Annotated in this window: 12 protein-coding genes; all 12 read right to left on the bottom strand. The window is 38.5% G+C overall.

From position 1 onward, the window contains the following. A complete protein-coding gene (rplB, locus tag VZL98_03375) occupies nt 1–834 on the bottom strand; it encodes a 50S ribosomal protein L2 (protein ID WVH64010.1) in 834 nt (277 codons plus the stop codon). Between the two features lie 19 nt (nt 835–853). Next, entirely contained in the window at nt 854–1,144 is a 291-nt protein-coding gene (rplW, locus tag VZL98_03370; GenBank protein ID WVH64009.1) for a 50S ribosomal protein L23, read from the bottom strand. Continuing rightward, entirely contained in the window at nt 1,144–1,767 is a 624-nt protein-coding gene (rplD, locus tag VZL98_03365) for a 50S ribosomal protein L4 (protein ID WVH64008.1), read from the bottom strand. Before rplD ends, rplW begins: the two co-directional genes overlap by 1 nt. Before the next feature lie 16 nt (nt 1,768–1,783). Then, the gene (rplC, locus tag VZL98_03360; GenBank protein ID WVH64007.1) at nt 1,784–2,416 is read right to left on the bottom strand and encodes a 50S ribosomal protein L3; all 633 of its coding nucleotides are present in this window, start codon (nt 2,414–2,416) and stop codon (nt 1,784–1,786) included. A 56-nt stretch (nt 2,417–2,472) separates the two neighbouring features. After that, nucleotides 2,473–2,781 carry a 30S ribosomal protein S10 gene (gene rpsJ / locus VZL98_03355; GenBank protein WVH64006.1) on the bottom strand — a complete coding sequence of 103 codons (309 nt, stop codon included), beginning with the start codon at nt 2,779–2,781 and terminating at the stop codon, nt 2,473–2,475. Between the two features lie 660 nt (nt 2,782–3,441). After that, nucleotides 3,442–4,797 (bottom strand): TrpB-like pyridoxal phosphate-dependent enzyme, encoded by a 1,356-nt coding sequence (locus VZL98_03350; GenBank protein ID WVH64005.1) that lies wholly within the window; start codon nt 4,795–4,797, stop codon nt 3,442–3,444. A 473-nt stretch (nt 4,798–5,270) separates the two neighbouring features. After that, nucleotides 5,271–6,464 carry an elongation factor Tu gene (tuf, locus tag VZL98_03345; protein WVH64004.1) on the bottom strand — a complete coding sequence of 398 codons (1,194 nt, stop codon included), beginning with the start codon at nt 6,462–6,464 and terminating at the stop codon, nt 5,271–5,273. Between the two features lie 77 nt (nt 6,465–6,541). After that, complete coding sequence (gene fusA, locus VZL98_03340) at nt 6,542–8,614, bottom strand: elongation factor G (GenBank protein WVH64003.1); 2,073 nt, start codon at nt 8,612–8,614, stop codon at nt 6,542–6,544. A gap of 25 nt (nt 8,615–8,639) precedes the next feature. Then, a complete protein-coding gene (rpsG, locus tag VZL98_03335) occupies nt 8,640–9,110 on the bottom strand; it encodes a 30S ribosomal protein S7 (protein WVH64002.1) in 471 nt (156 codons plus the stop codon). A gap of 115 nt (nt 9,111–9,225) precedes the next feature. Beyond that, complete coding sequence (rpsL, locus tag VZL98_03330) at nt 9,226–9,636, bottom strand: 30S ribosomal protein S12 (GenBank protein ID WVH64001.1); 411 nt, start codon at nt 9,634–9,636, stop codon at nt 9,226–9,228. 297 nt (nt 9,637–9,933) lie between these two features. Then, nucleotides 9,934–13,668: a DNA-directed RNA polymerase subunit beta' gene (gene rpoC, locus VZL98_03325; GenBank protein ID WVH64000.1), complete on the bottom strand. Its 3,735-nt coding sequence runs from the start codon at nt 13,666–13,668 to the stop codon at nt 9,934–9,936. A 63-nt stretch (nt 13,669–13,731) separates the two neighbouring features. Further along, entirely contained in the window at nt 13,732–17,361 is a 3,630-nt protein-coding gene (locus VZL98_03320) for a DNA-directed RNA polymerase subunit beta (protein WVH63999.1), read from the bottom strand. Between the last annotated feature and the right edge of the window lie 251 nt (nt 17,362–17,612).

Genomic DNA, 17,612 nt, shown 5'->3' with positions numbered 1-17,612 from the left:
CTATTTAGGTCTTCTTCTGACTATATAAGCGTCAGATTTCTTGTTCTTAGCTCTAGTCTTAAGTCCTAGTGCCGGTTTACCCCATGGAGTTGAAGGTGCAGGTCTACCTATTGGAGCTCTACCTTCACCACCACCGTGTGGATGGTCTACAGGGTTCATCGCAGAACCTCTAACATGTGGTCTCTTACCCATATGTCTGCTTCTTCCGGCTTTACCGATAGTTACAAGCTCATGAGAAATATTACCAACTTGTCCTACTGTAGCTCTACACTCTAAATGGATTAATCTGAATTCTCCTGATGGCATTCTAAGTTGAGCAAATCTACCTTCTTTAGCCATAATTTGAGCTTCAGCACCAGCTGTTCTAGCTATTTGTCCACCTTTACCAGGTTTCATTTCTATATTGTGTACCATAGTACCAACCGGGATATTAGCTAGCGGAAGTGCATTTCCAACAACTATATCTGCGTCAGGACCTGATTCAATCATTGCACCTACTTTTAATCCGTTAGGAGCTAGAATATATCTTTTCTCACCATCTAAGTAATGGATAAGAGCTATATTCGCAGTTCTGTTTGGATCGTATTCGATAGCTGCAACTTTTCCAGGTACACCGTCTTTATCTCTTTTAAAATCTATTATTCTATATCTTCTCTTAGCTCCGCCGCCTCTAAATCTAACAGTTGTTCTTCCGTAAGAGTTTCTTCCGCCGGAATTGTCCAAACTTGTTGTTAGAGATTTTTCAGGCTTAGTTTTAGTAATATCATCACTAAACTTTATAACGCTCATTGAACGTAGTCCCGGAGAAGTAGCTTTATATTTTCTAATTGCCATTAACAGTTCCTCCTCTTAATTACATACCTTCAAAGAATTCAATTGTTTTTGAATCTTCTGTGAGAGTCACGATGGCTTTTTTCCAGTTAGGTCTTCTACCTTGATGCACACCCTGTCTCTTTGTCTTGCCTTTCATATTCATAGTGTTTACGCTTTTAACTTTTACTCCGAAAATGGTTTCAACAGCTTTTTTAACTTCAGTCTTATTAGCTCTTCTGTCAACTTGGAAAGAATACTTTCCTAATGCCATATCGTCCATTGACCTTTCTGTGATAAGCGGTCTTATTATAATATCATGTGGAGTTGTCATTATGCATACACCTCCTCGACGACTTTAACTGCGTCTTTTGTAATTACCATCACATTGTGATTTATAATGTCGTATACATTTATGTTATTAGCAACTGCAGTCTTAACATTTGGTATATTCTTGAATGATCTAACGATATTTTCGTTGTTTTCTTCAACAACTACTATAGCTTTAGTAGCTACGCCGATTTTTTCAAGAACATTTATAGCAGACTTTGTGCTTATTGCATCCAAGCTTAAGTTATCAAGAACTATTAATTCACCTTCATTAACTTTTGAAGTTAACACAGATTTTAGTGCAAGTCTTTTAACTTTCTTAGGAATTGCATAACTGTAATCTCTTGGCTTCGGAGCAAATACCACTCCACCGCCTCTCCATTGTGGAGATCTAATACTACCTTGTCTAGCACGACCAGTTCCTTTTTGTCTCCAAGGCTTTCTTCCTCCGCCTCTAACTTCAGAACGTGTCTTTGCTGACTGAGTTCCTTGTCTTCTGTTAGCCAGGTGATTCTTTACAGCTTCATAAACTGCGTGTTCACAGATTTCTACTGCAAATACATCATCACTTAGCTCTATGTCACCGACTGTTTCGCCGGCCATATTTAAAACATTAACCTTAGTCATGTCTATCCTCCTTCAATTACTTATTGGACTTGACAGTCTCTTTTATAGTTACAAGTCCACCCTTAGGTCCTGGAATAGCACCTTTTAGGAGAATAAGATTCTTATCAGCATCAATTCTTACAATTGATAGATTTTGGACTGTCACTCTCTCGTTACCCATCTTGCCTGCGCCTTTACGTCCTTTGAAAACTCTACCCGGATAAGCACCTGCCGCTCTTGCACCACCGACCCTGTGTGATTTAGATCCGTGAGATTCAGGACCTCTGCTGTAATTGTGTCTCTTAATAGGGCCTTGAGTTCCTTTACCCTTTGAAGTTCCAATTACGTCTACCTTGTCATCTTCGCTGAAAATATCTACCTTGATTTCGTCTCCGGTATTATACGCAGACGCATCATCAACTCTGAACTCTCTTAAATACTTCTTGTAGCCGATTTCAACTTTGTCAAAATGACCTCTCAGCGGTTGAGTCATATGCTTTTCTTTTCTGTCGATATACCCAACTTGAATTGAATTATATCCATCATTGTCTACAGTCTTAACCTGAGTCACTATCATAGGACCGGCTTCTACAACTGTTACTGGAACGACTCTTCCATCTTCTAGGAAAATTTGAGTCATACCGATTTTTTTACCTAATATTCCTTTCAAAAACTACACCTCCAATTACTTACAGCGGATTGTTTAAACAATCGTACTAAGACCTACTATAACTTTATTTCGATATCAACACCGGCTGGTAGGTTCAGCTTTTTAAGTGCGTCTAATGTCTTAGGATTCGGTTCGATAATATCGATTAATCTCTTATGAGTTCTTTGCTCGAACTGCTCTCTAGAATCCTTATACTTATGAACCGCTCTTAGTATAGTGATGATTTCGATCTCTGTTGGTAGCGGGATTGGACCTGAAACTTTAGCGTCAGTTCTCTTAACCGCTTCAACGATTTTTTGTGCTGATTGATCTATGATCTCATGATCATAAGCTCTCAATCTGATTCTGATTTTTTGTTTTGCCATTACTACTTTCTACCTCCTGATATTTTCGAGGCTTCCACCGATACACTCGCCCGGGTGTGCCAAACCGAGCCTTTAAAAAAATGACTTTCGTCATTTGGTGATTCCCTCGCCCGAATTTAATTCGAACATACTCCGCAAAAATTACCCTGGTTTAAGCCCTTGAATTATTGAAACTATCAAGTTTTCTTTGCCAAGCAACCTCTTGCTTCATCGCCTTTCTATCTTGGGCACCCATATATAATACAACATAAGCACATCCTATGCAAGTTTTTTCTGTAAAAAATTGAAAACACAAAAAGAATTATTACAAAATCTTAACATCTCCTACACCCCCTTTCCCTCCCTAAAAACACTCTCCGCCGAAGTTTAGTATATTAAACGTCGTCAGGCTTCATTATGTTGCTTTTTACTTATATATATTCATTATATCTTGGCATTTTCATACTTCGTGCTACCTTTAATATTTTTATTCCTGGTGTTGAGTGTGTTGATAATTATTCTTTCATTCAGTATATTATTCATAAAAGTAAATTTGTGTAGCCTGACCCCGTTTATTATATTAAGTATTTAGGAATTAGTCGAGGATTAAAAAAGTTGTATCAGATTTTGAGTAATCTGATACAACTTTATTTTTAGATTGTTTAATTTATCTTGGATATCTTAGATTGTTGCGAATCCTCTTTCCAGTTCTTCGTCGGTCGGGATATGGTCGGTTAGGTTTCCGGCGTGGTAGGCGCTGTAGGCAGCCAAGTCGAAGGTACCTGTTCCGGTTAGGGCGAATACTATGTTTTTTTCTTCTTTGGTTTCTTTGCATAGTAGCGCTTCATCTATTGCTGCTTTAATGGCGTGGGCAGATTCTGGGGCTGGTAGAATTCCTTCATGTTTAGAGAAAAATACTGCTGCATCGAATATTTCAGTTTGTCCGTATGCTCTTGCTTCTATTTCTCCTCCATGTTTAAGTTCCGAAATTATAGGACTCATTCCATGATATCTAAGTCCTCCTGAATGGTTAGGTGACGGTATGAATCCATTGCCCAAGGTATACATTTTAATAAGTGGAGTTGTTTTACCGGTGTCTCCAAAGTCAAGGGTGAATTTACCTCTGGTTAGAGAGGGACAAGAAGTCGGTTCGACGGCGATAAATCTAATATCTTTTCTGCCATTTAGATATTCACCCATGTATGGAGCGATAAATCCACCTAAATTGGAGCCTCCTCCAGCGCATCCGATCATAATATCCGGTCTAATTCCGTATTTTTCAAGTGCTATTTTTGTCTCCATTCCTATAATCGATTGGTGTAAAAGTACATGATTTAAAACACTTCCAAGGACATACCTACAGTTTTCAGTGTTTGCCGCAACTTCCAGCGCTTCCGATATGGCACATCCAAGCGAACCTCCCGTATTCGGATGTTCACTAAGTATTTGTTTTCCAATTTCAGTGGTATTTGATGGTGACGGTATTACATTTGCACCATATGTTTCCATTATAGTTTTTCTGTAAGGTTTTTGTTCTGCTGATATCTTAACCATGTATACAGATAAGTCCACTTCAAAATGTGCTGCAGCCATTGCAAGTGCCGTTCCCCATTGACCAGCTCCTGTCTCTGTTGTGACTTTGGTAATGCCTTGTTTCTTGGCATAATAAACCTGGGCAGCTGCTGAGTTCAACTTATGAGAACCGCTTGTATTCATTCCTTCGAATTTAAAGTATATATTGGCAGGTGTTCCAAGTGCTTTTTCAAGTGAATATGCTCTCACTAGTGGAGATGGACGATACATTAAATAATAATTTCTAACATCTTCCGGGATTTCAATAAATGCATCTTTATTATTCATCTCTTGATCTACCAATTCTTCACAGAATACCTGCATTAATTCTTCTTTTGTACAGGGCTTTCCATTGGCAGGGTTAATAAACGGGGTTAAGCGGTCAGCTAAATCCGCTTGGAGATTATACCATACCTTTGGCATCTCCTCTTCACTTAAATAAATCTTATACGGTACTTTTTTCATTTTCTTACCTCCAGTTAGTTTTAGTTAAACCCTCATCTTAACCTCTCACATTAAATAAAAAAACCGTCCTTGAATAAACTCAAGAACGGATTAATATCTAACCGTGGTGCCACCTTGTTTTGCAGAAAACAACTTCTGCCTCATGCAGGATACTAACATATCCCTCAGTTTAACGCAACTGTAACGTCGCAGAATACTCAGGTCTCCCCTTTGACTGCGCCCTTGGTGGTCCATTTAATATACTGCGTTCGGCAAGCTCTCACCAACGCTTACTCTCTGTACGTGCACATATATTTTTATCTCCACCGCAACGGTTTCAATGACAGTATTTAACTTTCAATATACAATAACACATTTACTTTAAAGTGTCAAATGATTTCTTCGTTTTATGTCATTATTTTTTTAGGATAAAAAAGCGCAAAAAAACCTCGCTTATGAATATCATAAGCGAGGTAATTAAAAGTTTTAACTAATTATTCGATAACCTTAGTTACAACTCCGGCTCCAACTGTTCTTCCACCTTCTCTGATTGAGAACTTTTGTCCTTCTTCAATCGCGATTGGTGTGATTAGTGTTATTGTGAACTTTGCGTTGTCTCCAGGTACTACCATTTCTACGCCTTCTGCTAACTGGATGTCTCCGGTTACGTCTGTTGTTGTGAAGTAGAATTGTGGTCTGTAGCCTGAGAAGAATGGTGTATGTCTTCCACCCTCATCTTTGGTTAATACGTATACTTCTGATTCGAATTTTGTATGAGGTTTGATTGAGCCTGGTTTAGCTAATACTTGGCCTCTTTCGATTTCGCTTCTTTGTACACCTCTTAATAGTAGTCCTACGTTGTCTCCTGCTTCCGCTTGATCAAGTAGTTTTCTGAACATTTCTACTCCTGTTACTACTACTTGTCTTGACTCTTCAGTTAATCCTACGATTTCTACTGTATCTCCAACTTTGATTGTTCCTCTGTCTACTCTTCCTGTTGCTACTGTTCCTCTTCCTGTGATTGAGAATACGTCTTCTACAGGCATTAAGAATGGTTTGTCTGTATCTCTTTCTGGTTGTGGTATATACTCGTCTACCTCTTCCATTAGTTTTACTATCTTGTCTCCCCACTCTCCGTCTGGATCTTCTAATGCTTTTAATGCTGATCCTACTACGATTGGTGTATTGTCTCCATCAAAGTCATATTCTGATAGTAGATCTCTTACTTCCATGTCAACTAATTCGATTAGTTCTGCATCGTCTACTTGGTCTTCTTTGTTTAAGAAAACAACTATCTTTGGTACACCTACTTGTCTTGCTAATAGAATATGCTCTCTTGTTTGAGGCATTGGTCCGTCTGCTGCACTTACTACTAGGATTGCTCCGTCCATTTGTGCTGCTCCGGTAATCATGTTCTTAACGTAGTCGGCGTGACCTGGACAGTCTACGTGTGCGTAGTGTCTTTTGTCTGTTTCATACTCTACGTGAGATGTTGAGATTGTGATTCCTCTTTCTCTCTCTTCAGGTGCTTTGTCTATGTGTGCATAGTCGATAAATTCACCTGTTCCGAATCTCTTGCTTAGTACATAAGTTATAGCTGCTGTCAATGTAGTTTTACCGTGGTCTACGTGTCCTATTGTTCCTATATTGACATGCGGTTTGGTTCTTTCAAATTTTTCTTTAGCCATTATTCTCCTCCTATTGGTAGCTCTTTATTATTTAAGTCACCTAATTGGGACTATGATTTTATTAATGGTATTAAATCTTATTCTTTATCTCCCAATACTTTGTCCGCTATACTTTGTGGTACTTTGTCATAGTGGTCAAATTGCATTGAGTAAGTTGCTCTACCTTGAGTATTTGATCTAAGGTCAGTAGCATATCCGAACATTTCTGAAAGTGGAATGAATGCATCAAGTATATGGAATCCGTCTTTAGGATTCATACCTTTTATATCCCCTCTTCTTGAGGATACGTCACCCATAACATCTCCTAGATATTCGTCCGGAGTTGAAATTTCTACAGAAACATATGGTTCTAATAGAACAGGTGCTGCTTTAAGAACAGCTTCTTTAAGACCCATTGAACCTGCTATCTTAAATGCCATCTCACTAGAGTCGACATCGTGGTATGAACCGTCGTATAGATCAACTTTGATATCAAGAATTGGGTATCCTCCAAGAGGTCCGCTGTTAACAGCTTCTTCAATACCCTCTTTAACTGAGTTGATGTATTCTTTAGGGATTGCTCCTCCAACGATACTGTTGGTGAATTCAAATCCTTTACCAGGTTCATTAGGTTCAATTCTAAGTTTACAGTGTCCGTATTGTCCACGTCCACCTGACTGTCTAACGTATTTTCCATCTGCTTCTGCAGGTTTTGAAATAGACTCTCTGTAAGAAACTTGTGGGTTACCTACATTGGCCTCTACTTTAAACTCTCTTAGAAGTCTGTCTACGATTATCTCAAGGTGAAGCTCACCCATTCCTGCGATAATTGTTTGACCTGTTTCTTCATTTGTATATGTTTTAAAAGTAGGATCTTCTTCAGCAAGCTTAGCTAATGCAATACTCATTTTTTCTTGAGACGCTTTAGTCTTAGGCTCGATTGCAACAGAGATTACCGGCTCAGGGAATTCCATTTTCTCAAGGATGATTGGGCTATCCATTGCAGATAATGTATCTCCTGTTCCTGTATCTTTAAGGCCTACTGCAGCACAGATGTCTCCTGCATAAACCTTGTCGATTTCTTCTCTCTTATTCGCATGCATCATAAGAATTCTACCAAGTCTCTCTCTCTTACCCTTAGTAGTGTTCATAACATAGCTTCCTGATTCCATTGTTCCGGAATAAACTCTGAAGTATGCAAGTTTACCTACATATGGGTCGGTAACAATCTTAAATGCCAATGCTGAGAAAGGTTCTTCATCTGAAGCTACTCTTTCTTTTTCTTCTTCAGTACTTGGATCTATCCCTTTTATAGAAGGTACGTCAAGTGGTGAAGGCATGAAGTCGATTATTGCATCCAGTAGAGGCTGAACACCTTTGTTCTTATATGCAGATCCACATAGAACCGGGTTTACAGCAAGGCTTATAGTTGCTTTTCTAATTGCCCTGATGATTTCCTCTTCTGTAAGCTCTTCTCCTTCAAGATATTTTTCCATTACTTCTTCATCATATTCTGCTATATTGTCTAGCAGTTTTGCTCTATATTCTTCAGCTAAGTCTACAAGATCTTCAGGGATATCAGTTACTTCAATATCTGTTCCCAAGTCATTTTTGTAGATAGTTGCTTTCATCGTGATTAGACTAACAACACCGATAAACTTATCTTCAGCTCCGATAGGAAGCTCTATAGGAATTGCATTTGCACGAAGCTTGTCTCTAATTGTCTCTATTGAGTCAAAATAGTTAGCTCCTGTTGCATCCATTTTATTAATGAAGCAAATCCTTGGTACTCCATATTTGTCTGCTTGTCTCCAAACAGTTTCGGATTGTGGCTCAACTCCACTCTTTGCGTCAAAAAGTGCTACAGAACCATCTAATACTCTAAGCGATCTCTCTACTTCTACAGTAAAGTCAACGTGACCAGGTGTATCAATGATATTGATTCTGTGCCCGTTCCAAATACAAGTAGTAGCGGCAGAAGTAATTGTGATACCTCTTTCCTGCTCTTGTTGCATCCAGTCCATTTGAGCGGCACCCTCATGAGTGTCTCCCATCTTATGGATCTTTCCTGTGTAGTAAAGGATTCTTTCGGATGTGGTGGTCTTACCGGCATCTATGTGCGCCATTATACCGATATTTCTAGTGTTGGCTAACGAATATTCTCTTGGCACGGTATTAACTCCTCCTATTTAATAACTAGAATCTATAATGTGCGAACGCCTTGTTAGCTTCAGCCATCTTATGAACTTCTTCACGTTTTTTGACTGATGCTCCAGTATTATTAGCTGCATCCATGATTTCTTTTGCAAGTCTGTCAACCATAGTTCTTTCGCCTCTTTTACGAGCGTAAGTTACCAGCCATCTCAATCCTAGCGTCTGTCTTCTTTCTGGTCTAACTTCAATCGGAACTTGATAGTTCGCACCACCTATACGTCGTGCTTTAACTTCAAGAACCGGCATGATATTATTTAAAGCTTTGTAGAATACTTCCAATGCTTCCTCACCGGTTTGCTCTTGGATATTATTAAAAGCTCCATATACAATTCTTTGTGCAACACCTTTTTTACCGTCAAGCATGATATTGTTGATAAGCTTAGTTACAACAACATCTCCATACATAGGATCTGGTATTACATCTCTCTTTGGTACATGTCCTTTTCTTGGCACTTTTCTTCCCTCCTTACCATGAATAGTAGTTTCTCCGGTACTCGACAAAATGTCGTCTCGTGCGCTTGTGTAATATATTTATTAAAAAACAATCCACACTAACGCCTGATTTAGATTATTTTGGTTTTTTTGCACCGTATTTTGATCTTGCTTGTTTACGGTCAGTAACCCCAGAGGTATCAAGTGCACCTCTAACAATGTGGTATCTAACCCCTGGAAGGTCTTTAACTCTTCCACCTCTAATTAGAACAACGGAGTGTTCCTGAAGATTATGTCCTATACCCGGAATGTAAGCATTAACTTCCATTTGGTTTGTAAGTCTAACCCTTGCAATCTTTCTAAGAGCTGAGTTAGGTTTCTTAGGAGTTACAGTTCTTACAGAAGTACATACTCCTCTTTTTTGTGGAGATTCGTTAACAACTGTTTTTCTCTTAAGAGTGTTGAAGTTGTAGCTTAGAGCCGGAGACTTGGATTTTTGTTTAATCTTGGTTCTTCCCTGTCTGATCAACTGGTTAATTGTTGGCATTAGTTCACCTCCTGTATTTTTAATAAATATATTAATCACATAACCGAAAAGGACGATTATGTGCTAATAGCCTCAATTAATTAATAGATTCAGATTATTAGAAATAATCCTTATACATTCTATCACTCAGATATTACAATGTCAAACAATATTTGCGTAAATTCTATAAAATATTTGTAATTTTTAATACAGTTATTATTCGATCATTTCTTACTGATAAAATTGCGATTTATATACCAATTTTAGGGCGAGTAAACCTCGCCCTAAAATAATCTCTATAACAAATCAATTCCTCTTTTATTCCTCGGAATCTTCTTCATCTATGCTTCCTACGATATCATCAGTTGCTTCGGCAGTAGGCTCATCCATGACTGCCTCGGTAGCATCTTCATCGCGCATTCCTTCATAATCGATCTTGATATTCTCATATCGCTTCATACCTGTTCCTGCAGGAATTAGCTTACCGATTATAACATTTTCTTTCAATCCAAGTAGATAATCTTCTTTACCTTTAATAGACGCATCTGTAAGCACTCTCGTAGTTTCCTGGAAAGATGCCGCAGACAAGAACGAATCTGTTGCTAGTGAAGCCTTGGTTATACCTAATAGTGTTCTTTCACCTTCAGCCGGAACCTTGCCCTCTTCTTCAAGTTTTTCATTTATATCTTCAAACTCTCTTAGATTTACAAGAGATCCAGGTAAGAAGTATGAATCACCTGCATCATGTATTTTTACCTTGCCCAGCATTTGCTTGATGATAACTTCGATATGTTTATAGTCTATATCAACACCTTGAAGCCTATATACATTAAGAACTTCTCTCATTATATAGTCCTGAACGCCTTGAACTCCTTTTATCTTTAAGATATCATGTGGATTTACAGAACCTTCAGTCAAAATATCTCCTGCTTTAATTTGATCTCCATCTTTAACCTTTATTCTGGAACCATATGGTATAGCATAAACTTTCTCAGTTCCGTCATCGGAAGTTACAGCAATATCGATTCTCTTCTTATTATCGATTAATTTAACTGTTCCTTCATTTTCAGATATAAAGGCAAGACCCTTAGGTTTTCTAGCCTCGAAAAGCTCTTCAACCCTTGGAAGACCTTGAGTTATTCCAGTTCCGGCAATACCACCGGAGTGGAAAGTTCTCATCGTAAGCTGTGTACCCGGCTCACCTATTGACTGAGCAGCAATAATACCAACCGACTCACCGATATTTACAGGATTTCCGGTTGCAAGATTTCTACCATAACACTTTGCACAAACGCCATGAGTAGCCTTACAGCCCAGAACAGATCTTATCTTAACTTCGTAAATTTTCTTCTCTTCTATTAAATCAGCGATTTGCTCGGTAATCATACCGTTCTTATAGACGATAATCTCACCGGTATCGGGATTTAAAATATCCTCAAAAGCATATCTTCCGATTATTTGCTGCTTCAATGTATCAGAAACTCCCCATATTTTAATGGTTGGAATTTCTTTTTCTTCCAGCTCTGAAACCATCTGTTCAGTGATAGCTTGATTCTTTGTAAACAGCGTTTTATTACCATCTTTTACATCGGCATAGAGAATCTTTCCAATAATAGAAGAATCAACTATTACATCTTCTTCTCCCTCAAGGATATCTTTAGCCAATATATATTTATTTGTACCACAATCATCTATTCTTACAATAACATCTTGCGATACATCTACAAGTCTCCTGGTCAAATAACCGGAGTCTGCTGTTCTTAGCGCTGTATCTGAAAGTCCCTTTCTCGAACCGTGAGTTGAGATAAAGAACTCTTGTACTGAAAGTCCCTCTCTAAAGTTAGCCTTTATTGGAACCTCTATGGTTTTTCCGGCTGCTGATGACATAAGTCCACGCATTCCGGCAAGCTGTCTTATCTGCTTTTCGGAACCCCTCGCACCGGAGTTAGCCATGATTGCAATATTATTGTCGGGATCGAGATTTGAAAGAAGTGTTTCTGTTACTTCATCTGTAGCTCTTTCCCAGATTTCAATAACTCTTTCGTATCTTTCGTCTTCTAGAACCAAACCTCTCTTAAGCATATTCTCGTACTTTCTAACTTCTACATCGGCTTTATCGAGAATACTGAATTTGTCCTCAGGCACAGTAACATCACTCATGGATATTGACAATGCTCCGATTGTGGAGTACTTGTATCCCATACTCTTAATATAGTCGAGTACCTTAGCAGTTATGATATTACCATGTTTTCTAAAGCACTTATCTACAATTTCTCCAAGAGCTTTTTTGTTAACCTGTTTATTTATCTCAAGTGCATATTTATCTTTATCTCTATTGATGAATCCAAGATCTTGAGGAATACCCTCATTGAAAATGAATCTTCCTACTGTAGACTCAACAAGCTCACCTTTATCGTCACTACCATGCTTTACTCTGACCTTTACAGTTGCATGAAGTGAAACTTTTTTGTCGTAATGAGCTTTGTACATCTCGTTAAAATCGTTAAACACCTTGCCTGTTCCAAGAGCACCGTCTTTTTGAGTTGTCAAATAGAAGGCTCCCAATACCATGTCCTGAGAAGGAGTAGCAATTGGCTTTCCGTCTTTAGGAGCAAGGATATTATTAGTAGACATCATCAGTAGTCTTGCTTCAGCTTGAGCTTCGGTAGATAGCGGTAAGTGAACAGCCATCTGGTCCCCGTCAAAGTCTGCGTTGTAAGCAGTACATGCTAGTGGATGAAGCTTAATTGCCTTACCTTCAACTAGTACAGGTTCAAATGCTTGAATACCCAATCTATGAAGAGTCGGCGCACGGTTTAATAAGACCGGATGGTCTTTTATTACTTTTTCAAGAATATCCCATACCTTAGGACTAGATCTCTCAACCATCTTCTTGGCAGATTTAATATTTGGAGCTATCTCATCTTCAACCAATTGATTCATTACAAAAGGCTTGAAGAGTTCCATGGCCATCTTCTTGGGAAGACCGCATTGGTAAAACTTAAGCTCAGGACCTACTACGATTACTGATCTACCTGAGTAATCTACCCTCTTACCTAGTAGGTTCTGTCTAAATCTACCCGTTTTACCTTTCAGCATGTCGGATAGACTCTTTAGATTTCTGTTTCCGGGACCGGTAACGGCCTTTCCTCTTCTTCCGTTGTCTATCAATGCGTCAACAGATTCTTGAAGCATCCTCTTTTCGTTTCTAATGATTATTTCAGGCGATCCGATATCGAGTAGTCTCTTTAGACGATTGTTTCTATTGATAACCCTTCTATATAGATCGTTTAAGTCACTAGTTGCGAATCTACCACCTTCCAGCTGAACCATAGGTCTTAAATCAGGTGGAATTACAGGGATTACGTCCATAATCATCCACTCAGGTCTATTTCCTGACTGTCTGAAGGATTCAACTACTTCAAGTCTTCTGGACAGTCTTACTTTCTTCTGTCCGGTACTATTCATAAGAGCTTCTTTTAGCTCTTCGGATTCTTTTTCAAGGTCTATATCAAGTAAGAGTTCTTTGATTACCTCTGCACCCATACCTACCTTAAAAGATTCTCCCCATTTGTCGTATGCTTCGTTATATTCAAATTCACTTAATAATTGTTTTGTAAATAAGTCAGTATCTCCCGGGTCGGTTACTACATAACTTGCAAAATAGAGTATCTTTTCCAAAGCTCTCGGGCTCATGTCCAGTAAGAGTCCCATTCTGGACGGAATTCCCTTAAAGTACCAAATATGTGAAACAGGGGTGGCAAGTTCAATATGCCCCATTCTCTCACGTCTTACTTTTGCCTTGGTTACTTCAACTCCACATTTTTCACAGACAACACCTTTATATCTGATTCTCTTGTATTTACCGCAGTTACATTCCCAGTCTTTTGTAGGTCCAAATATCTTTTCACAGAACAGACCTTCTTTTTCAGGTTTCAAGGTTCTATAGTTGATAGTTTCAGGTTTTTTAACCTCACCTTTAGACCATTCTCTTATTTTTTCAGGCGATGCCAGCCCGATTCTTATAGAATCAAAAGTATTTAATTCTAACAAGGAGCACACTCCTTTCTTAAAGTCCAGATTTTCCTCGTATTGATACCGGTTTAAACTCTATAACTAATCTTCAATTTCAGTTATTTCGTATCCCGAATCTTCTACTTCTTCTATATCATTAATAATCTTCTGATCGGTTTCTTCACTACTAAAATCAGTAATATCTATTACATCGTCATCAGAATCCCTTAATTTAACCTCATCTTCATTCTCATTGAGTAATTTTACATCAATTGCTAAAGACTGAAGTTCTTTAATTAAAACTTTGAATGATTCCGGAACTCCCGGCTCAGGTATAGACTCACCTTTAACTATGGATTCGTATGTCTTAACCCTACCGACGATATCGTCAGATTTAACTGTCAACATTTCCTGTAATGTATGTGAAGCTCCATAAGCCTCCAGAGCCCACACCTCCATCTCTCCAAATCTCTGTCCACCGAACTGAGCTTTACCTCCTAGAGGCTGCTGAGTTACAAGTGAATAAGGACCTGTCGATCTAGCATGAATTTTCTCATCTACTAAGTGGTGAAGTTTTAACATATACATTATTCCAACAGTAACAGGATTATCAAACTCTTCACCGGTTCTACCGTCTCTCAGAGCTATCTTACCGGTTTCCGGATATCCCGCTTCTTTTAGAGTATCTATGATGTTTTGGTCACTTGCACCGTCAAATACCGGTGTTGCAACCTTCCATCCCAGTTTTTTAGCTGCCAGTCCAAGATGTACTTCCAGTACCTGACCCAGGTTCATCCTCGAAGGAACCCCCAGTGGGTTAAGTACTATTTGTACCGGTGTACCGTCTGGTAAAAACGGCATATCCTCTTCAGGTAATAGTCTTGAAACTACCCCCTTATTACCATGTCTACCACACATCTTGTCTCCGACATTTATCTTCCTTTTAGTAGCAACATATACCCTTACAACCTTGTTTATGCCAGGTTGTAATTCATCGCCATTTTCTCTCGTATATACTTTAACATCTACTACAATACCTGTTTCGCCATGAGGTACTTTAAGAGAAGTGTCTCTAACCTCTCTTGCTTTTTCTCCGAATATAGCTCTTAATAATCTCTCTTCAGGTGACAATTCCGTCTCTCCCTTTGGAGTTACTTTACCGACTAGAATATCTCCGGAAGTTACCTCGGCTCCTATTCTGATAATACCATTTTCGTCTAGGTCTTTTCTCATTTCCTCACCGACATTTGGTATATCTCTTGTGATTTCCTCTGAACCCAGCTTAGTTTCTCGTGCTTCAGATTCATGTTCTTCTATATGGATAGAAGTCAATGTATCTTCAATTACAAGCTTTTCGTTTAAAAGCATAGCATCTTCGTAGTTATAACCTTCCCAAGTCATAAAAGCGATAAGAATATTCTTACCTAATGCTATCTCTCCATTATCCGTGGAAGGTCCATCGCAAATTATATCGCCTTTTTTAACGATGTTTCCAACTCTGACTATAGGTCTTTGGTTGATTGTAGTACCTTGGTTTGATCTTTTGAACTTTAATAATTTATAGACGTCTTCTTTAGCGCCTTCATTTCTCTTAATCTTTATCTTATCTGAAGTTACCTCTGTAACTACACCGTCATATTTAGCTATTAGAACAGCCCCACTATCCTTTGCAGCTCTATGCTCAATTCCGGTTCCAATTATCGGTGCTTCAGCTTTTATCAATGGTACGGCCTGTCTCTGCATGTTTGAACCCATCAGTGCACGTGTCGCATCGTCGTTTTCCAAGAAAGGAATCATCGCAGTTCCGACTGATACTATTTGCTGAGGACTAACGTCCATGAAATCCACCATTTCTCTAGGATAGATATCATTTTCTCCATTTAATCCCCTACCTGATACCCTCTCATTTACGAAACTTCCGTCATCATTTAGCGGTTCGTTAGCTTGAGCGGTTATAAATCTGTCTTCAATATCAGCAGTCAGGTACTCTATTTGATTGGTTACTACACCTTTTTCCTTGTCTACTTTTCTATAAGGTGTCTCTATGAAACCATAGTCATTTATTCTGGCATAAGTAGTCATAGAAGTTATCAGTCCTATATTCGGTCCTTCAGGAGTTTCTATAGGGCATATCCTTCCATAGTGAGAATCGTGAACGTCTCTTACTTCTGCTCCGGCTCTATCTCTTGAAAGACCGCCAGGTCCCAGTGCTGACATTCTTCTCTTATGAGTAAGCTCTGCCATCGGATTTGTCTGATCCATGAACTGTGACAGCTGTGATGAGCCAAAAAATTCCTTCATTGCAGCAACTACAGGTCTGATATTTATCAGTGCCTGAGGGGTTGCCAAATCAGGGTCTTGAGTTGACATTCTTTCACGCACGACCCTTTCCATTCTGGACATACCAATCCTGAATTGGTTTTGAAGTAGTTCACCTACGGCTCTAACTCTTCTATTTCCCAGATGGTCTATATCATCAGTATTTCCAACGCCATAGAAAAGGTTAAGTTCATAACTAACTGAGGCTAAAATATCAGCTCTTATGATATGTCTTGGACTTAATTCCTTTGCCCTTTCCTTAATAGCGGCTAAAATCTCTTCGTCACTTTCACATGTATCCAAGATTTCCTTCATAACCGGATAGTAGACTTTTTCTGATAGACCCAGACCTTTCAAGTCAACTTTCAGTCCAAAAGTATTGATATCTACGAAGTGGTTACCCACAACTCTTACGATATCTTCCTCGACTAAAAGATCTACGGTATTTATCCCGGATGCTTCAATTGCATCGGCAATATCGTCATCTATTCTCTGACCGGACTCTACCAGTATTTCTCCTGTTTCAGGATCTACTATATCAACATTTGATATATGTCCTGAGATTCTATTTTTTAATCCTAATTTATTATTAAATTTATATCTTCCTACTTTGGCAAGATCGTATCTCTTACCATCGAAGAATAAGTTCATTATTAAAGGCTCTGCACTTTCCAATGCAGCCGGATCCCCGGGCTTCAATTTTTTATAGATCTCAAGCAGCGCTTCTTCTTGAGTGGTTGAAATCTCCTTCTCAAGCGTTGATCTAAGTTCTTTGGTGTCGCCAAGAGCTTCAATAATATCTTCAGTCGAATCAAATATAAGTGCTCTTACAAGGGTTGTAACCGGTAATTTTCTGGTTCTGTCTATTCTAACATTGACCACTCCGTTTGAGTCGCTGTCATATTCAATCCATGCTCCTCTATTTGGAATTACGGTTGATGAAAACAGTTTAGTACCGGATTTATCAATTTCCATATTAAAGTAGACACTAGGGCTTCTGACTAATTGACTGACGATAACACGTTCAGCTCCATTAATAATGAAGGTACCATTATCAGTCATTTTAGGGAAATCTCCCATGAAAACTTCCTGTTCTTTTACCTCTTCTGTCTCTTTGTTGATCAGTCTTACTTTAGCTTTTAAGGGACTTGAGTAACTTGCATCCCTATCCTTCGCCTCTTCCTCAGTATACTTGGTTTTATCCTCCATATAATAGCTGACAAATTCCAACACCATACTTCCGGCGTAATCTGAGATTGGACTCGAATCATCAAAAACTTCTTTTAAGCCTTCCTTCAGGAACCATTCATAGCTGTCCTTTTGCACAGCTATTAAATCGGGTAATTCTAAAACCTGAGGAATCCTTGAAAAACTGACTCTTTCAGTGTAACCATACTTTGCAGTATGAGTCATTAATAATCACACCCCTTATCGTCATATTAGTCAAATAAAAATATTTATGCTCCATTTTTACTATTCAATAGCATAGTATTCCATTATCGATTATAGCAATAATAAACTATAACACACTTAAATTGTGTTTGTCAAGTTTTTTTACAATTTTTTCGATTTATCTTTTTATGTATTTAACCTTTATTTTACATATGTGGATGAAAAAAAGAACATTTCTTTCATAGAAATGTTCTTCTCGTCTTTGTAGTAAA

The sequence above is a fragment of the Peptoniphilaceae bacterium AMB_02 genome, from assembly GCA_036321625.1.
Classification (GTDB): Bacteria; Bacillota; Clostridia; order Tissierellales; family Peptoniphilaceae; genus Microaceticoccus; species Microaceticoccus formicicus.
Note: the sequence above shows the minus strand (reverse complement) of the source record. Positions and strands in the feature narration are given on the sequence as shown.